This window comes from Tateyamaria sp. (genome assembly GCF_059783535.1).
On record NZ_JBYNDP010000001.1, the window covers coordinates 71,027 to 84,983 of the forward strand.

General features: G+C 59.9%; 14 protein-coding genes. 10 read left to right on the forward strand and 4 right to left on the reverse strand.

Annotated elements, in window-relative coordinates:
* Positions 1 to 38 precede the first annotated feature (38 nt).
* The gene (locus AC6RA8_RS00395; RefSeq protein ID WP_500350143.1) at positions 39 to 452 is read left to right on the forward strand and encodes a VOC family protein; all 414 of its coding nucleotides are present in this window, start codon (positions 39 to 41) and stop codon (positions 450 to 452) included.
* On the opposite strand, the gene AC6RA8_RS00400 is transcribed toward AC6RA8_RS00395, so the two are convergent.
* Positions 431 to 1,102: a ceramidase domain-containing protein gene (locus AC6RA8_RS00400; protein WP_500350144.1), complete on the reverse strand. Its 672-nt coding sequence runs from the start codon at positions 1,100 to 1,102 to the stop codon at positions 431 to 433. The two genes, AC6RA8_RS00395 and AC6RA8_RS00400, sit on opposite strands and share 22 nt — an antisense overlap.
* A 260-nt stretch (positions 1,103 to 1,362) precedes the next feature.
* Between AC6RA8_RS00400 and AC6RA8_RS00405 the strand changes: the two genes are divergently transcribed.
* A complete protein-coding gene (locus tag AC6RA8_RS00405; RefSeq protein ID WP_500350145.1) occupies positions 1,363 to 2,055 on the forward strand; it encodes a metal-dependent hydrolase in 693 nt (230 codons plus the stop codon).
* 12 nt (positions 2,056 to 2,067) lie between these two features.
* Here AC6RA8_RS00405 and AC6RA8_RS00410 read toward each other — a convergent pair whose 3' ends face one another.
* Positions 2,068 to 2,517 carry a nucleoside deaminase gene (locus tag AC6RA8_RS00410; protein ID WP_500350146.1) on the reverse strand — a complete coding sequence of 150 codons (450 nt, stop codon included), beginning with the start codon at positions 2,515 to 2,517 and terminating at the stop codon, positions 2,068 to 2,070.
* Positions 2,518 to 2,572: 55 nt separating this feature from the next.
* On the opposite strand from AC6RA8_RS00410, the gene AC6RA8_RS00415 reads away from it, so the two are divergent.
* The 6 genes from AC6RA8_RS00415 to AC6RA8_RS00440 all read left to right on the forward strand — a co-directional run bounded on the left by AC6RA8_RS00415 (position 2,573) and on the right by AC6RA8_RS00440 (position 8,531).
* The gene (locus AC6RA8_RS00415) at positions 2,573 to 3,367 is read left to right on the forward strand and encodes a pseudouridine synthase (protein WP_500350147.1); all 795 of its coding nucleotides are present in this window, start codon (positions 2,573 to 2,575) and stop codon (positions 3,365 to 3,367) included.
* Positions 3,368 to 3,627: 260 nt separating this feature from the next.
* Entirely contained in the window at positions 3,628 to 4,527 is a 900-nt protein-coding gene (locus AC6RA8_RS00420; protein ID WP_500350183.1) for a 5-bromo-4-chloroindolyl phosphate hydrolysis family protein, read from the forward strand.
* 17 nt (positions 4,528 to 4,544) lie between these two features.
* Positions 4,545 to 5,741, forward strand: coding sequence for a toxic anion resistance protein (locus AC6RA8_RS00425; protein ID WP_500350148.1), 1,197 nt, complete (start codon positions 4,545 to 4,547; stop codon positions 5,739 to 5,741).
* Positions 5,710 to 6,714: a DUF2927 domain-containing protein gene (locus AC6RA8_RS00430; RefSeq protein ID WP_500350149.1), complete on the forward strand. Its 1,005-nt coding sequence runs from the start codon at positions 5,710 to 5,712 to the stop codon at positions 6,712 to 6,714. The genes AC6RA8_RS00425 and AC6RA8_RS00430 overlap by 32 nt, the downstream gene beginning before the upstream one ends.
* The gene (locus AC6RA8_RS00435) at positions 6,711 to 7,355 is read left to right on the forward strand and encodes a DUF4241 domain-containing protein (protein WP_500350150.1); all 645 of its coding nucleotides are present in this window, start codon (positions 6,711 to 6,713) and stop codon (positions 7,353 to 7,355) included. The genes AC6RA8_RS00430 and AC6RA8_RS00435 overlap by 4 nt, the downstream gene beginning before the upstream one ends.
* A 72-nt stretch (positions 7,356 to 7,427) precedes the next feature.
* A complete protein-coding gene (locus AC6RA8_RS00440; protein ID WP_500350151.1) occupies positions 7,428 to 8,531 on the forward strand; it encodes an SPFH domain-containing protein in 1,104 nt (367 codons plus the stop codon).
* A gap of 9 nt (positions 8,532 to 8,540) precedes the next feature.
* On the opposite strand, the gene AC6RA8_RS00445 is transcribed toward AC6RA8_RS00440, so the two are convergent.
* Together AC6RA8_RS00445 and AC6RA8_RS00450 are read right to left on the reverse strand one after the other, a co-directional pair.
* Positions 8,541 to 9,773: an L-rhamnose isomerase gene (locus tag AC6RA8_RS00445; RefSeq protein ID WP_500350152.1), complete on the reverse strand. Its 1,233-nt coding sequence runs from the start codon at positions 9,771 to 9,773 to the stop codon at positions 8,541 to 8,543.
* Positions 9,774 to 9,782: 9 nt separating this feature from the next.
* A complete protein-coding gene (locus tag AC6RA8_RS00450; protein WP_500350153.1) occupies positions 9,783 to 11,885 on the reverse strand; it encodes a bifunctional rhamnulose-1-phosphate aldolase/short-chain dehydrogenase in 2,103 nt (700 codons plus the stop codon).
* Between the two features lie 186 nt (positions 11,886 to 12,071).
* Here AC6RA8_RS00450 and AC6RA8_RS00455 point away from each other — a divergent pair, with 186 nt between their 5' ends.
* Both AC6RA8_RS00455 and rhaS read left to right on the forward strand, forming a co-directional pair.
* Positions 12,072 to 12,869: a DeoR/GlpR family DNA-binding transcription regulator gene (locus AC6RA8_RS00455; protein ID WP_500350154.1), complete on the forward strand. Its 798-nt coding sequence runs from the start codon at positions 12,072 to 12,074 to the stop codon at positions 12,867 to 12,869.
* Positions 12,870 to 12,905: 36 nt separating this feature from the next.
* On the forward strand, positions 12,906 to 13,907 hold the full coding sequence (rhaS, locus tag AC6RA8_RS00460; protein ID WP_500350155.1) for a rhamnose ABC transporter substrate-binding protein: 1,002 nt from the start codon (positions 12,906 to 12,908) through the stop codon (positions 13,905 to 13,907).
* The last annotated feature ends 50 nt before the right edge of the window (positions 13,908 to 13,957 follow it).

Sequence of the window (13,957 nt, forward strand, 5' to 3'; positions counted from 1 at the left end):
GGCCCGATCGCCACAGATTTGAACAGGAAGGAGGCCCCATGAAGCTGAAACTACACCATGTGAACCTTGTGACTGATGACGTGGCACGGATGGACGCCTTCTATCGCGATGTGCTGGGCCTCGACCGCGAAAGTGATGGCCTGCCCATGTTGGAAAAGAAAAAGGGATATGCCGGCGATGTGGCCTTTGTCACGGATGGCGCAATCCAGACACATCTGGCACAAAAGGACCCGCTGGCCGGGTTCCGGTCAGGGCAGATGGTGAACCCGGTCAGCCACGGGCACATCGCCTACCGCACCGATGATCTGGCTGCGTTCAAGACGCACCTGGAGGCGCAAGGCATTCCCTATGCCGATTGGGGCAACAGGGCCGTTGCGGGCTGGGATCAGATCTTTTTCTACGACCCAGATGGCAACGTCATAGAAGTGCATCAGGTGTCAGACACGACTTGATTGCGTTCAGTTACGGACGACACGTAACGCCGATAAACCTCAATCATCCACCCAAGCATAATCCCGTTCAGGATGTGCCACAGGAAATGGGTGCCCATTGGAAACTGGGCGCACAGCATTTCGTCCACTGACCGGGCAGTCAGCGACACGAACAGGATCAAAGCCCCGACGACGAATCCCCGCGCCACGTCTGGTGCGCGGCGTCGCAGCAACACGGCGTAAGTCAGGATCAACGCCGGAACAGGCAGATACCCGGCCGACACGCCGAGAACCGGAACATATTGAAACAACGGGATCGTCGCCGCCGCATAGGGAAAGAACAACGCCGTTACCCCCAAGGCCCATCCGGTGCGCATGCCCCACACATCGCGGTTGATGGCAAAGACATAGAGCAGGATGAACGCCGCGATCGGCGCAACATCGGCAATGGCCGACCAGACCTGTGCATGGGTATGAAAAAGATAGCTGCCGATCCCGATTAGCCCCAGAATGATCGACAGCGCCCGCGCCATGGGCACCCCGGCACTGCGCCGCCACATCCAAAGTGCAACGATAACAAAGGCCGCATTCGTCACGGCATTCACCGGTTCGGCCCAATACTCCGGCCCCACCCGCTCGCAATACCCGTCGATCTGTCGCAACAATTCCATGTCCCTCACCTACGCTGCCCCGCGCCGCGATCAAGGTGCGTACGTTGCGTTAACTTCACCCCGACCGTCCGTTGGGGGTGTACAGGGGGTGTACGGATGCTGCACGGGAGGTGACACCCTGCCATACGCGCTTAACTTCAGTGAAAATCGGGTAAATCCCGGTACGAATCGACCCCATCTTCCCTGTTTCAAAAAAATCCCCGCCGGAGGCTCCCGCACCTTCAATTCGGCGCTACACTGACCCAAAGGGAGGATACGTCATGAACATCATCTGGCTCGGCCACGGCAGCTTCCGCATCGAAATCGGGGACCAGATCCTGCTGATCGACCCATGGTTAACCGGCAACCCAATGCTGGCCGAAGACCAGCACGCTGCAGCCGTCAAAGACGCCAGTCACATCCTTGTCACCCACGGCCACTTTGACCACACCGCCGACAGCGTCACAATCAGCCAGCAGACCGGCGCGCCCGTCTCGGCCATCTTCGAACTTGGCAACCTCCTCTTTGCCCAGGGTGCGATCCAAGGCCATGCGTATGGTCGTGGCGGCACGATCAACCTTGGCAATGTCACTGCGACCCTCGTCCCTGCATCACACTCATCTTCGATCGGCACAGACGAAGAGCCGCGCTATTCGGGCCAGGAATGCGGGTTCATCCTGCGTGGCGAGGGCCAGACCATCTACGTCTCGGGCGACACAGACATCCATGCCGACATGGACTGGATCGGGGACTACCACAGGCCAGATATAGGCATCCTATCTGCGGGTGGATACTTCACCATGGACATGGCGGGTGCTGCATATGCCGCCCGGAAGTACTTCCACTTCGACACCGTAATCCCCTGTCATTACAAGACATTCCCACTCCTAGAACAATCCGCGGAAGTGCTGCGCAACGGCCTGCCGGGGGTCAAAGTGATTGAGCCGGAGGTGATGCAGCCCATCACGCTATAAGGCGGTCAAGAACTAGCGGCGCGACGCAAAAAAGTCCTTTAGCAAGGCTTCGGCCTCTGCCGCGCCAATGCCGTCATAGACTTCGGGCACATGGTGCGCCTGGCTATGTGAAAACACCCGAGCACCATGGGCAACCCCGCCCGATTTGGGATCAGACGCCCCATAATACACACGGCCAATCCGTGCCGCGGCAATGGCCGCCGCACACATGGCACAAGGCTCAAGCGTGACGTAAAGGTCATGCCCCACCAAGCGCTCTGATCCCGCATCTGCACAGGCCGCGCGGATCGCCAGCATCTCAGCATGGGCCGTGGGGTCCGACATCTCGCGGGTCCGGTTCCCGGCCCGCGCCACGATCTGTCCCCGCGGGGACACCACGATAGCCCCCACGGGAACCTCACCCCGTGCTCCTGCCGCACGCGCTTCCTCCAGCGCCTGATCCATGAATGACCGAAACTCCATGCCTTCCCCTGCCACGCCGCTTGCCCCCCGCGCAACCCACCGCTATGGCCTGCTCATGACCCAAGACACCCCCAAGGGCGACCGCATCGCCAAGGTTCTGGCCCGCGCCGGCATTGCCAGCCGCCGTGGCGCAGAAGAGATCATCACCGCCGGACGCGTCAGCGTAAACGGCAACCGTATCGACAGCCCAGCCCTGAACGTAACGCCCGCCGACAAGATCACCGTGGACGGCAAACCGCTGAATGCGCCGGAGCCTGAGCGGCTGTGGCTCTACCACAAACCTGCGGGCCTTGTGACGACTACCAAGGACGAACAGGGACGCAAAACCATCTTTGATGCCTTGCCCGAAGACATGCCGCGGGTGATGAGCGTCGGCAGGCTCGACCTCAATTCTGAAGGACTTTTGCTGCTGACCAATGATGGCGGGATCAAGCGCAAGCTCGAACTGCCCTCGACCGGTTGGATGCGCCGCTACCGCGTGCGGGTGAATGGCCGTCCCACCGACCCGCAACTTGAACCGCTGCGCAAAGGCGTGACCGTCGACGGGGAACGGTTCCAGCCGATGCAAGTTACGCTCGACCGGCAACAAGGCGCTAATGCGTGGCTGACGGTCGGCCTACGCGAGGGCAAAAACCGCGAAATCCGGCGTGCCATGGACAGCATCGGCCTTGCCGTGAACCGCCTGATCCGGGTCAGCTATGGCCCGTTCCAGTTGGGAGAGTTGAAGCAGGGCGACGTCGAGGAAGTACGCCGCCGCGTCATGCGGGATCAATTGGGCTTGGATCCGGAACCGGCGGCACAACAAGGCAAACCACGTGGCAAACCGCGTAGAACACGCAAACCGCGATAATCGCCAACCGTCTGCCACACCTCAATTTTGACGCAAAACGGGAAAATTTCCCCTTGCGCCTGTCATTTGCGCGTCACACCTCTAATGCGATGAAGGACATGCGCGCGCCTCTAGTGCTGCATCCGCAAACCGGCTATATGTGTCATAGCCAACAGGGACTTACGGGATGGAGCCAACCGCTTTTCAAAAAATCGCATTTGCGGTTCTGATTGCGCTGATGTTCGGCGTGACAACCGGATTGCTTGGGGGACTTTGACGATATGGCGCAGCGCTATGGCGGCAAATTCAGCCCCGATCCCAAAGACACGTCCACATCCCAAGAGCGGCCCGCCTTCGATAAGGCACGCGTCGACCCCGTAGGCGCGCGCGCAAACCTGATGTTTCTACCTGCCGTGCCAATGGTGTTCCTGGCGCTGAATGACGGGGCGACAGGGTTGGTGACAGCCCTTGTCTCTGCCGCTGTCCTGACTGGTGGCGCATTCATGCTGCGCGAGGGGCTCAAAGCCGAAGCGGCATATGTCGCCCGCAAAGTGGCCCGTCGTCCCGCACTGCCCCGCAAGATCATCGCCGCGCTTCTTGTCGGCGTTGGCATCGCACTCGCCGCCTACAGGTCCGAGCCCGGAATTGTTGCGCCCGTGCTCTACGGCCTCGCGGCGCTTGGCCTGCATCTGGCCGCATTCGGCATTGATCCGCTGAGATCCAAGGGCATGGAAGGCGTAGACACGTTCCAGCAAGATCGCGTGGCCCGCGTCGTCGACGGCGCCGAAGAGTTGTTGACCGACATGCGCGACGCGATGAAGCGCGCGCAGGACCGCAAGATGGAGCTGCGTTTGGACCAGTTCCAGACCACCGTTCGTGACTTGATCCAGACGGTCGAGGAAGACCCCCGCGACCTGACTGCCGCCCGCAAATACCTCGGCGTCTACCTGATCGGTGCGCGCGATGCGACGGCCAAGTTTGCCGACATCTACGGCCGCAGCCGCGACACGCAGGCCCGTGTAGACTATGCCGCGCTGCTTGATGATCTCGAGGAGAATTTCGCGGCCCGCACACGCGCGCTGCTCACCGAGGATCGCACAGACCTCACCATCGAAATCGACGTGCTGCGCGACCGCTTGCAGCGCGAAGGCGTGCGCCTGTCGCCCGCCGATGACATATAAAACCAAGGGGGGCATACATGTCCGAAACAGTCCGTCAAAAAGCCGAAGCAGCACTTGCTCAGGTCGAAGAAGTAACAGCCGTTGTGCTGCCGGAACCTGCCGAGGCTACCGCTATCGTACCGCTGGACAAAGCGGATGCCCCGGTGGGCGCTGAAATCCGCGCCCGTATGGACGAGATCAACATGGAGGACACCCAGTCCATCGTGTCCTTCGGCTCCGCCGCGCAGGCAGAGTTGCAGGAAATCAGCCAGGCGATGCTGCAGGACGTGCGCAACAAGGACGTGGGCCCGGCAGGTGACAGCCTGCGCACCATCGTCACCACCATCCGTGGCTTTTCGGTGTCGGAACTCGATGTGCGTCGCGAACGCAGCTTTTGGGAAAAGCTGATCGGGCGTGCAGCACCGTTTGCCAAGTTCACCGCCAAGTTTGAAACCGTGCAGGGCCAGATCGACAAGATCACCGATGACCTGCTGGCGCATGAACACACGCTCTTGAAGGACATCAAGTCGCTCGACCTGCTCTATGAAAAGACGCTGCAATTCTATGACGAACTGGCGCTTTACATCGCGGCGGGTGAAGAAAAGATCAAAGAACTGGACGACACGATCATTCCAGCGAAAGAGGCCGATGTTCAGGCTGCTGCCGAAGATGATCAGGTCATGGTGGCGCAGGAATTGCGCGATCTCCGCGCCGCCCGTGATGATCTGGAGCGCCGGGTACATGACCTCAAGCTGACGCGGCAAGTGACGATGCAGTCCCTGCCTTCGATCCGGCTGGTTCAAGAGAATGACAAGTCGCTGGTGACCAAGATCAACTCGACCCTCGTCAACACCGTGCCGCTTTGGGAAACGCAGCTGGCACAAGCTGTTACAATCCAGCGCAGCGCCGAAGCGGCTGCCGCCGTGCGCGACGCCAACGACCTGACCAACGAACTGTTGACCGCCAACGCAGCCAACCTGCGGGAAAGCAACAAGATGATCCGCGAAGAGATGGAACGGGGCGTCTTTGACATCGAAGCGGTCAAGCAAGCCAATGCCGACCTCATTGGCACCATCGAAGAGTCGCTACAGATCGCAGACGAAGGCAAGGCAAAGCGCGCTGCTGCGGAAGAAGAGCTCAAGAAGATGGAGACCGAACTGCGCGACACGTTGGCCTCGGCCAAGGCCCGCAAGGATGGTGTCGGTGACAATACTGGCACAGCGGTTCCGGGCTGATATCGCCACGATGACAGGGGCACGGGCAAAAAACAGGATCAAAGCGTGGGGCGGCCTTGTCGCCCTGAGCCTGCTTGCGGCCTGCGACATGTTCATGCCGGTTGAACCGGTTCTGACGCCCAAAGTGCGGCCAGCCGGGTTGGTGCCCCCGCCCGTGCCGGACGTTCAGGCCACATCGCAGGAAAGTGCGGCCCTACGTGCCTATCTGGCGCAGGTGCAATCCAGCCAGTTGACGGCTGGCTTGCTCCGGCAGGACGGCGGTGGACCGGATACGCCTTTCACCTCGGACATGCTGGCCCGGAACTTCGAAGAGATTGTGTTCTTCAACGAATATGCGGGCCCCGGCGTGCGCCCCGGATCGTCCAGTGCCCTGCGCCGTTGGTCCGCCCCCGTGCGCATCGGGATTGAATTTGGGGCCTCAGTCCCGCCCAGCCAGCGTACACGCGACACCAATGATGTGATCGCATACGCGCGCAGACTGTCGCAGGCTACTGGCCATCCTGTCTCGGTCTCCAACAACCCGAACTTCCTGGTTTTCTTCGTCTCCGAAGATGACCGCGCAACCACGCTGAATGCCCGTGCAACGAACTTGCCGGGTGTGAATCGGGTCAACCTTGGTCCGGTGCGTGACCTGCCAACCGACGCCTATTGCGCGGTCGCAGCCTATGCCAGCGGGGCGGAACGGTCGACCTACACCGCCGCCGTCGCCGTGATCCGGTCCGAAAACCCCGATCTGTTGCGCCTGTCCTGCATTCACGAGGAACTGGCTCAAGGGCTGGGCCTTGCCAATGACAGCCCGGACGCGCGCCCATCGATCTTCAACGATGACGACGAATTTGCATTGCTCACGGACCATGACGTGCACCTTTTGGGGATGCTCTACGACGACCGCCTGCGCCCTGGGATAGGTTTGAACGAGGCGCGCCCAATTGTGCGCACCCTCGCGCGTGAGGCTGTGGAGTCAGGCTCGTGAAGATACGCGCTGCCGCCCTCTTTGTGCTTGTACCGTTGGTCGCCGACGCAGAGCCCGGCGCCGTGGAGTGGATCATAGCAAACACTGAGCAGCCACTGCGGCAGACACATGTCGGCGGCTATGATCCCGACGGCCCGATCATTGGCGTGGACAGCCTGACCTACGAGCCCAGCTATCCGTGGCCGTATGTTGATGTTCCTGATGAACGCGCGCAATTCTATGCCTTCTTTGATGACGAGAGCGGGCGGGTGTCCAAGGCAGCCTTAGTCTTTTCGGATGCGGAGCCCAGCTGCGGCGAGGATGTCGCCACCATGCCGGTAGACACTGGCACGGGTTCCTTCCTGGATCGCAAGGCCGCCAATGCGCTCGACAAGATCGCGACGGAGACGGGCGATCTCTATGGCGACTTCATGGTGCCACAAATTGGTGACGCTCATGCCTTTGCAAAGTTCCTGAAACTGCCGGACGGCCATGTCTTTCCGGCCTTTCAAACCGGGTGGGGTGATGGCGGCTATCCGGTGGCCAGCCTTCACGCATCAAACGGCGCATTGGTTGCAATCTACGCAGACTTCATGGGCAAGGACGACGACGGCAACTGGTTGCTGCCCGCGCCTTGCACGACAACGGGAGGCAGCGAATGATCTATCCTCCTTCAAACGATCACACCCTCAAGGCCCCGCACCCTTGCAGGCAACATAGGCAGGAGTAAGCCAATGGGCATTTTCGACTTCCTCTCCGGCGAATTCATCGACGTCATCCACTGGGTGGACGACAGCCGCGACACAATGGTCTGGCGGTTCGAACGTGAGGGCCACGAGATCAAATACGGTGCCAAGCTGACCGTGCGCGAAGGCCAATCAGCCGTCTTTGTCCACGAGGGGCAGTTGGCCGATGTCTTCACCCCCGGTCTCTACATGCTCGAGACCAACAACATGCCCATCATGACGACGCTGCAGCATTGGGATCACGGCTTCAAGAGCCCGTTCAAATCCGAGGTCTATTTCGTCAACACCACGCGCTTTAACGACCTGAAATGGGGAACCAAGAACCCGATCATCTGCCGCGATCCCGAGTTTGGCCCCGTGCGCCTGCGCGCCTTCGGTACCTATTCGGTCAAGGTGGCTGACCCCGCCCGCTTCCTTGTTGAAATCGTTGGCACCGACGGCGAATTCACCATGGACGAGATCAGCTTCCAGATCCGCAACATCATCGTGCAGGAAATGTCGCGCAGCCTCGCCAAATCGGGCATTCCCGTACTCGACATGGCCGCCAACACCCGCGAATTGGGGCAACTGGTGGCCAAGGAAATCAGCGCCCAGATCGCGGAGTACGGCCTGACGCTGCCCGAGCTTTATATCGAAAACATCTCGCTCCCCCCTGCAGTCGAGGCGGTGATGGACAAGCGGTCCTCTATGGGTGTGATCGGAAACCTAAACGAATACATGCAGTTCCAGGCCGCCGAGGCGTTGGGTCGCGAAGGTGGCGATGCCAGCGGTGCGATGCAGGCCGGTCTGGGCGCAGCGATGGGCATGCAGATGGGCCAGATGGCGTCCAGCGGTCCGTGGGGCGCACGTCAACCCGCAGCGGCCACACCTCCCCCGCCACCGGTCGAACATGTCTGGCACGTGGCCGAGAATGGCGAAACCAAGGGACCGTTTTCCAAGGCCCAATTGGGACGCATGGCAGCGGCAGGAGAGTTGAGTCGTGAAACCTATGTCTGGACGGCAGGCCAGGATGGCTGGATGAAGGCTGAGGACGTGACCGAACTTGCGCAGCTCTTCACCATTCTGCCCCCGCCCCCGCCACCCGGCGCATAAGGCACAACCTTAGCCCCGACCGGCAACACTGGCCTGATAAGCGTCAAGTTCGCGGATCAGACCCACGCCGGTTGGGCGGTCGCTGCGACGACAGAACTCGGACCACACATCGCCAAATGGCAGGTCCTTGAACTCTTCTGTCATGGTCAGCCGCGTTGTGAAGTCCAGCGCAGTTTCCGCCCGCCGTAGTCGGTCGAGCGGCGTCAGCAGGGCACGCAGCAACGCTTTTTGTATGTTGCGTGTTCCGATGACCCACGCCGCCGTGCGGCTGATTGTGGCGTCAAAGAAATCCAGACCGATATGCGTCCGCCCCAACAAGTCGGCACTGACCAATTCATGGGCCATCATCAGGATTTCGTCGTTCAACAGGATCACATGGTCACTGTCCCACCGCATCGGGCGCGAGACGTGCAAAAGGATCTCGTCCAACGACAGCGCCACCGCACTCAGCTTGTCAGCGATATTCTCGGTCGGGTGAAAATGCCCCATGTCCAAACACAGCAGCGTGCCTTTGCGGATCGCATAGCCAAGATAAAACTCGTGGCTACCGACAGTGCATGCCTCAACCCCGATTCCGAACAGCTTTGATTCCACCGCGTCGCGCATCTCTGATAGCGGCTGGGACAGCATCTGATCCAGCGACGCCTCCAGTCTTGCTCGCGCCGTCATACGATCCACTGGGATATCCTTGTACCCGTCGGGCACCCAGATGTTGTTGATGCATGGCGAGCCTAGGGCGTCACCAATATGCGCCGCAATCTCGCGCGTGCGGCGCCCATGTTCGATCCAGAACTCGCGAATGCCCTGATCAGGGTGAGAAAGGGTCAGGTTGTCGTCCGCCTTCTTATGCGCAAAGAAAGTCGGGTTGAAGTCCAGCCCAATTCCCTGATCTTTCGCCCAATCAACCCAACGCGCGAAATGGCGGTATTCAATCTGATCCCGGTCCGGCGCCTCATCTGTGTCCATATACATGGCATGCAGGTTCAAGCGGTGTTTGCCCGGGATCATCGCATAGGCAAATTCCAGATCAGCGCGCAACTCATCCGGTGTGCGGGCTCGACCGGGATGGTTGCCTGTAGCCTGAATGCCGCCACCGGATGTACCCGTCTTGGGCTCAAACCCGACCACATCATCGCCTTGCCAGCAATGCATTGAAATCGGGATGGTGGTTAGCTGGTCGAGCGCCGCTTCGGTATCAACACCCCACTCAGCAAAGGCCTCCTTGGCGCTGTTGTAACCCATCTGCCCCTCCTATCGCGTGAAGGCCTGCACGTTTCCGGCATCCACGTTCAGGATGTTACCCGTGGATTTCGACGATGTATCGCTGGCAAAGAAGTAACACGCCTCGGCAATGTCCTCAGGCAAAACCGAGCGTTTGAGCATGGAACGTTGCCGGTACATCTCTTCCAACCCCTCTTTGTCAGTGCCGTAAGTATCCGCCCGCTGTTCGAGCCACTCGCCTTCCCAAATCTTGGACCCGCGCAATACGGCATCGGGATTGACGACATTGACCCGAATACCTGCCTCTGCCCCTTCCAGCGCAAGGCAGCGCGCCAGATGGATTTCCGCTGCCTTGGCCGTGCAATAAGCCGAGGCATTGGGCGACGCGGCCAAACCATTCTTGGACGCAACAAAGACGATTGAGCCACCCACGTCCTGCACACGCATAAGCTTGAACGCTTCCCGGCTGACCAGGAAGTAACCCGTGCTCAGGATATCCATATTCCTGTTCCAGAGCGGCAGTGTCGTCTCCTCCACCGGGGCCGATGATGCGATACCAGCATTGGATACCAGAATGTCGATGCCGCCAAACTCCACCGCGGCATCCGCCATGGCGCGGATCACGGCCGCTTCGTCCGTGACATCCATGATCGTCGCACGTACCGCATCTGTACCGTGAGATTGCACTAGCCGGTCCTTCACCGCCTCCACCCCGTCGGCGTTGATATCGGCCAGCATCACGCACGCGCCCGCGCGCAGATACCGCTCGGCCGTGGCAGCACCAATACCGCCCGCACCGCCAGTGACCAGCGCCACACGACCCGCCAGCGCCTTCGGCGCTGGCATACGCTGCAATTTGGCTTCTTCCAAAAGCCAGTATTCGATATCGAATGCTTCCTGCTCGGGCAGGCCCTGATAAGTGCTGACCGCTGACGCGCCCCGCATCACATTGATCGCATTGACATAAAACTCGCCGGAAATGCGGGCCGTCGCCTTGTTGTTGGCAAAGGTGATCATGCCAACCCCCGGGATCAGATAAACAACCGCATTGGGGTCGCGCATGGCCGGGCTGTCAGAGCGTTTGCACCGCTCGTAATAGGCGGCATAGTCGTCGCGATAGGCCGCGACTTGCGCAGGCAAGCCCGCCAACACCTCGTCCACATTGCCCTTTGTAGGATCGAAATCAACGACCAGCGGGCGGATTTTGGTCCGTAGGAAATGATCAGGGCAGGACGTGCCAAGCGCTGCAAGGGACGGCATGTCACACGCGTTGACGAAGTCCAGCACGGCGTCACTGTCGTCAAAATGGCCAACCATATGCTGGTTGCCACTGACAAAACCGCGGATCGCAGGCATCAATTGCGCAGCAATGGCACGACGTTCCAACGCGGGCATTCTGTCATGACGCGCGCCACCAAAGGCTTGCACGCCTTGCGTCTTTTCATTCAGCCAGGCCGTCGCGACATTGATGATATCTATGGTCGTGTCATAGCACGCACACGCCGTATCGCCCCAAGTGAACAGCCCATGGCTTTCCAGCACAACGCCGTCCGCGTCCGGGTTGTCCTTGCAAAACGCCTCCAGCCACAGGCCGAGCTCATATCCGGGCCGCTTCCACGGCAGCCAACCGATCCGGTCGCCAAAAACCTCCTGCGTCAGCGCCTTCGAATTCTCCGATGCGGCAATCCCAATGATCGCATCCGCATGCACGTGATCGACATGCGTACGCGGGACATAGGCGTGCAGGGGTGTGTCGATCGACGCGGCACGCGGGTTCAGTCGAAACGTGCAATGGGGCAAGTAGCCAACCATCTCGTCCTCGGACGCGACACCGCGATAAAGCGACTTCAGGGCGTGCAATTTGTCCATGTAGAGGGTCGCGAAGCCATCCAGCTTCATGGATCCGATGTCACCGCCCGATCCCTTGACCCAAAGAACCTCAACATCCTGCCCGGTCAGCGGGTCCGTTTCCATCACCTTGGCCGAGGTGTTTCCGCCGCCGTAATTCGTCACGCGTTTGTCCGCGCCAAGGATATTCGACCGATACAGCAACAGCTCGGATTCGCTTAAGCCTTCGGCGGCCTCGTTGTCCCAACGGTTTTCAAGTAGCTGATCTTCGAAGGTTTTCAGCACGACATCCTCCCGGTTCGGCGGCCCGCGGGCAGATCACCACCCATAGCGTGTGTGAGCAGTTTACGGCGCTATGTCAATCACTTTCAATCAATATCAATCTCAAAATCACCCTAAATGATCACTATTGATCGTTTGTGATTGACAGAACAGTCGAATCTGCGCAGGCTTCATCAATCGGGAGGCATCATGCACGAAAAAGAACGGCATAGGATCATTCTGTCCGCAGTGCAGGACAGACCCGTCGCAACGGTTGTCGAACTGTGCAACCTGACCGGCGCGTCCGAAGCAACCATCCGCCGGGACATCGCCACGCTTCACATGCAACAAAAGCTGCGGCGCGTGCGCGGCGGCGCCGAGGCGATCAACCCGCCCCAATTCGTTGGGCTGGCCGGGCGTACCTTTGCCGTGAACGAAACCATGCGGACCACCGAAAAGCAGGCCATCGCCCGGGCGGCGGTGGACCTTTGCGAAGACGGCGATTCCATCATTATCAATGGCGGCACGACCACCTTTCAGATGGTGCACCCGCTCGCGACGCGCCGCTGCCAGGTTTTCACCAACTCGTTTCCCATTGCCGAACACCTGCTGAAGCATTCAAAAAACACCATCATGCTGTCCGGCGGAACGATTTACCGCGAGCAAAACATCATCCTGTCCCCTTTCGACAACGATGTGACGCGCAATTTCTATGCCAAACGCATGTTCATGGGCGCCCAGGGGCTTGGCCCGCTTGGTTTGATGGAAGCAGACCCTCTGCTGATACAAGCGGAACAGAAACTGATTGGGCAAGCGGACGAATTGGTCGTGCTTGCCGACAGCTCAAAATTTGAACGGCGGTCAAGCCTCGTGCTCTGTCCGCTCAATCGCATCACCACGGTCATTACGGATGAAGGCATCTCGGACAAGGCGGCAGCCATGCTGGACGCTGCGGACGTGACGTTGGTCGTTGCCCAAGCTGGCAGCGGTCAGGAGGAGGTCTCTTAACCGGCCTCGTGCAAAAGACAATTTGGGAGGATTGAAATGAAACGTAGGACATTTACGTCGCTGGTGGCAGGCCTGAGCCTGGGCGCAAGCCTATTGGGTACAAGCGCCATCGCCCAGGACAACATGCGTATTGCATTGGTGGTTAAGGCACTGGGCATCGGTTTCTTCGAAGCAGCCGCAGAAGGTGCGGAAGAGGCCGCAACCGAACTTGGCAATGTCGAAATCATCTATACCGGCCCCACTGACACAACCGCCGAAGGACAGATCGAGGTGATCAATTCCCTGATCGCACAAGGCGTCGATGCCATCGCGATTTCTGCCAATGATCCCGATGCGCTGGTCCCTGCCCTGAAGCGCGCCATGCAGCGCGGGATCACCGTGATTTCTTGGGATTCCGGTGTGGCCGAGGACGGGCGGCAGATGCACCTCAACCCGTCATCGAACGCACTGATCGGCAACATGATCATCAAGCTGGCTGCCGATCACCTGCCCGACGGCGGTGAAGTGGCTGTGCTATCGGCCTCCGCGACCGCTACGAACCAGAACATCTGGATCGAAGAGATGAACAAGGTGATGGGCAACTATCCCGGCATCAATGTGGTGAGTACGGTCTATGGCGACGACCTGGCCGACAAATCCTATCGCGAGGCGCAGGGCCTGATGCAGTCCCACCCCGATCTGGATGCCATCATTGCGCCCACAAGTGTGGGCATCGTTGCTGCGGCACAAGCCGTGGCAGATGCTGGAAAAGCGGGCGAGATCAACGTGACCGGCCTTGGCCTGCCGTCCGAAATGGCCGGCGCTATCGAGTCCGGGGCGTCCAAGTCGTTCGCAATCTGGAACCCCATCGATCTGGGTTATTCGGCGACGGTAATTGCACACGCGCTCGCCACCGAAGCGGCCACCGCCGAACCGGGTTCGGAAATCCCGATGGGCCGCATGGGATCCGTCACTCTGGATGACACGAACGCAGCCGCCATGGCGGACCCGTTTGTCTACGACGCCTCGAATATCGACCAGTTCAAGTCGATCTTCTGATACTCCCCCTGGCCCCGGCACGGTGCAGCGCGCATCGCACCGGGGCATTT

What these genes read in the sequence shown, in the direction of transcription:
- AC6RA8_RS00395 (WP_500350143.1), top strand. Translation starts at nt 39, where the DNA reads ATGAAGCTGAAACTACACCATGTGAACCTTGTGACTGATGACGTGGCA.
- AC6RA8_RS00400 (WP_500350144.1), bottom strand. Translation starts at nt 1,102, where the DNA reads ATGGAATTGTTGCGACAGATCGACGGGTATTGCGAGCGGGTGGGGCCG.
- AC6RA8_RS00405 (WP_500350145.1), top strand. Translation starts at nt 1,363, where the DNA reads ATGAACATCATCTGGCTCGGCCACGGCAGCTTCCGCATCGAAATCGGG.
- AC6RA8_RS00410 (WP_500350146.1), bottom strand. Translation starts at nt 2,517, where the DNA reads ATGGAGTTTCGGTCATTCATGGATCAGGCGCTGGAGGAAGCGCGTGCG.
- AC6RA8_RS00415 (WP_500350147.1), top strand. Translation starts at nt 2,573, where the DNA reads ATGACCCAAGACACCCCCAAGGGCGACCGCATCGCCAAGGTTCTGGCC.
- AC6RA8_RS00420 (WP_500350183.1), top strand. Translation starts at nt 3,628, where the DNA reads ATGGCGCAGCGCTATGGCGGCAAATTCAGCCCCGATCCCAAAGACACG.
- AC6RA8_RS00425 (WP_500350148.1), top strand. Translation starts at nt 4,545, where the DNA reads ATGTCCGAAACAGTCCGTCAAAAAGCCGAAGCAGCACTTGCTCAGGTC.
- AC6RA8_RS00440 (WP_500350151.1), top strand. Translation starts at nt 7,428, where the DNA reads ATGGGCATTTTCGACTTCCTCTCCGGCGAATTCATCGACGTCATCCAC.
- AC6RA8_RS00445 (WP_500350152.1), bottom strand. Translation starts at nt 9,773, where the DNA reads ATGGGTTACAACAGCGCCAAGGAGGCCTTTGCTGAGTGGGGTGTTGAT.
- AC6RA8_RS00455 (WP_500350154.1), top strand. Translation starts at nt 12,072, where the DNA reads ATGCACGAAAAAGAACGGCATAGGATCATTCTGTCCGCAGTGCAGGAC.
- rhaS (WP_500350155.1), top strand. Translation starts at nt 12,906, where the DNA reads ATGAAACGTAGGACATTTACGTCGCTGGTGGCAGGCCTGAGCCTGGGC.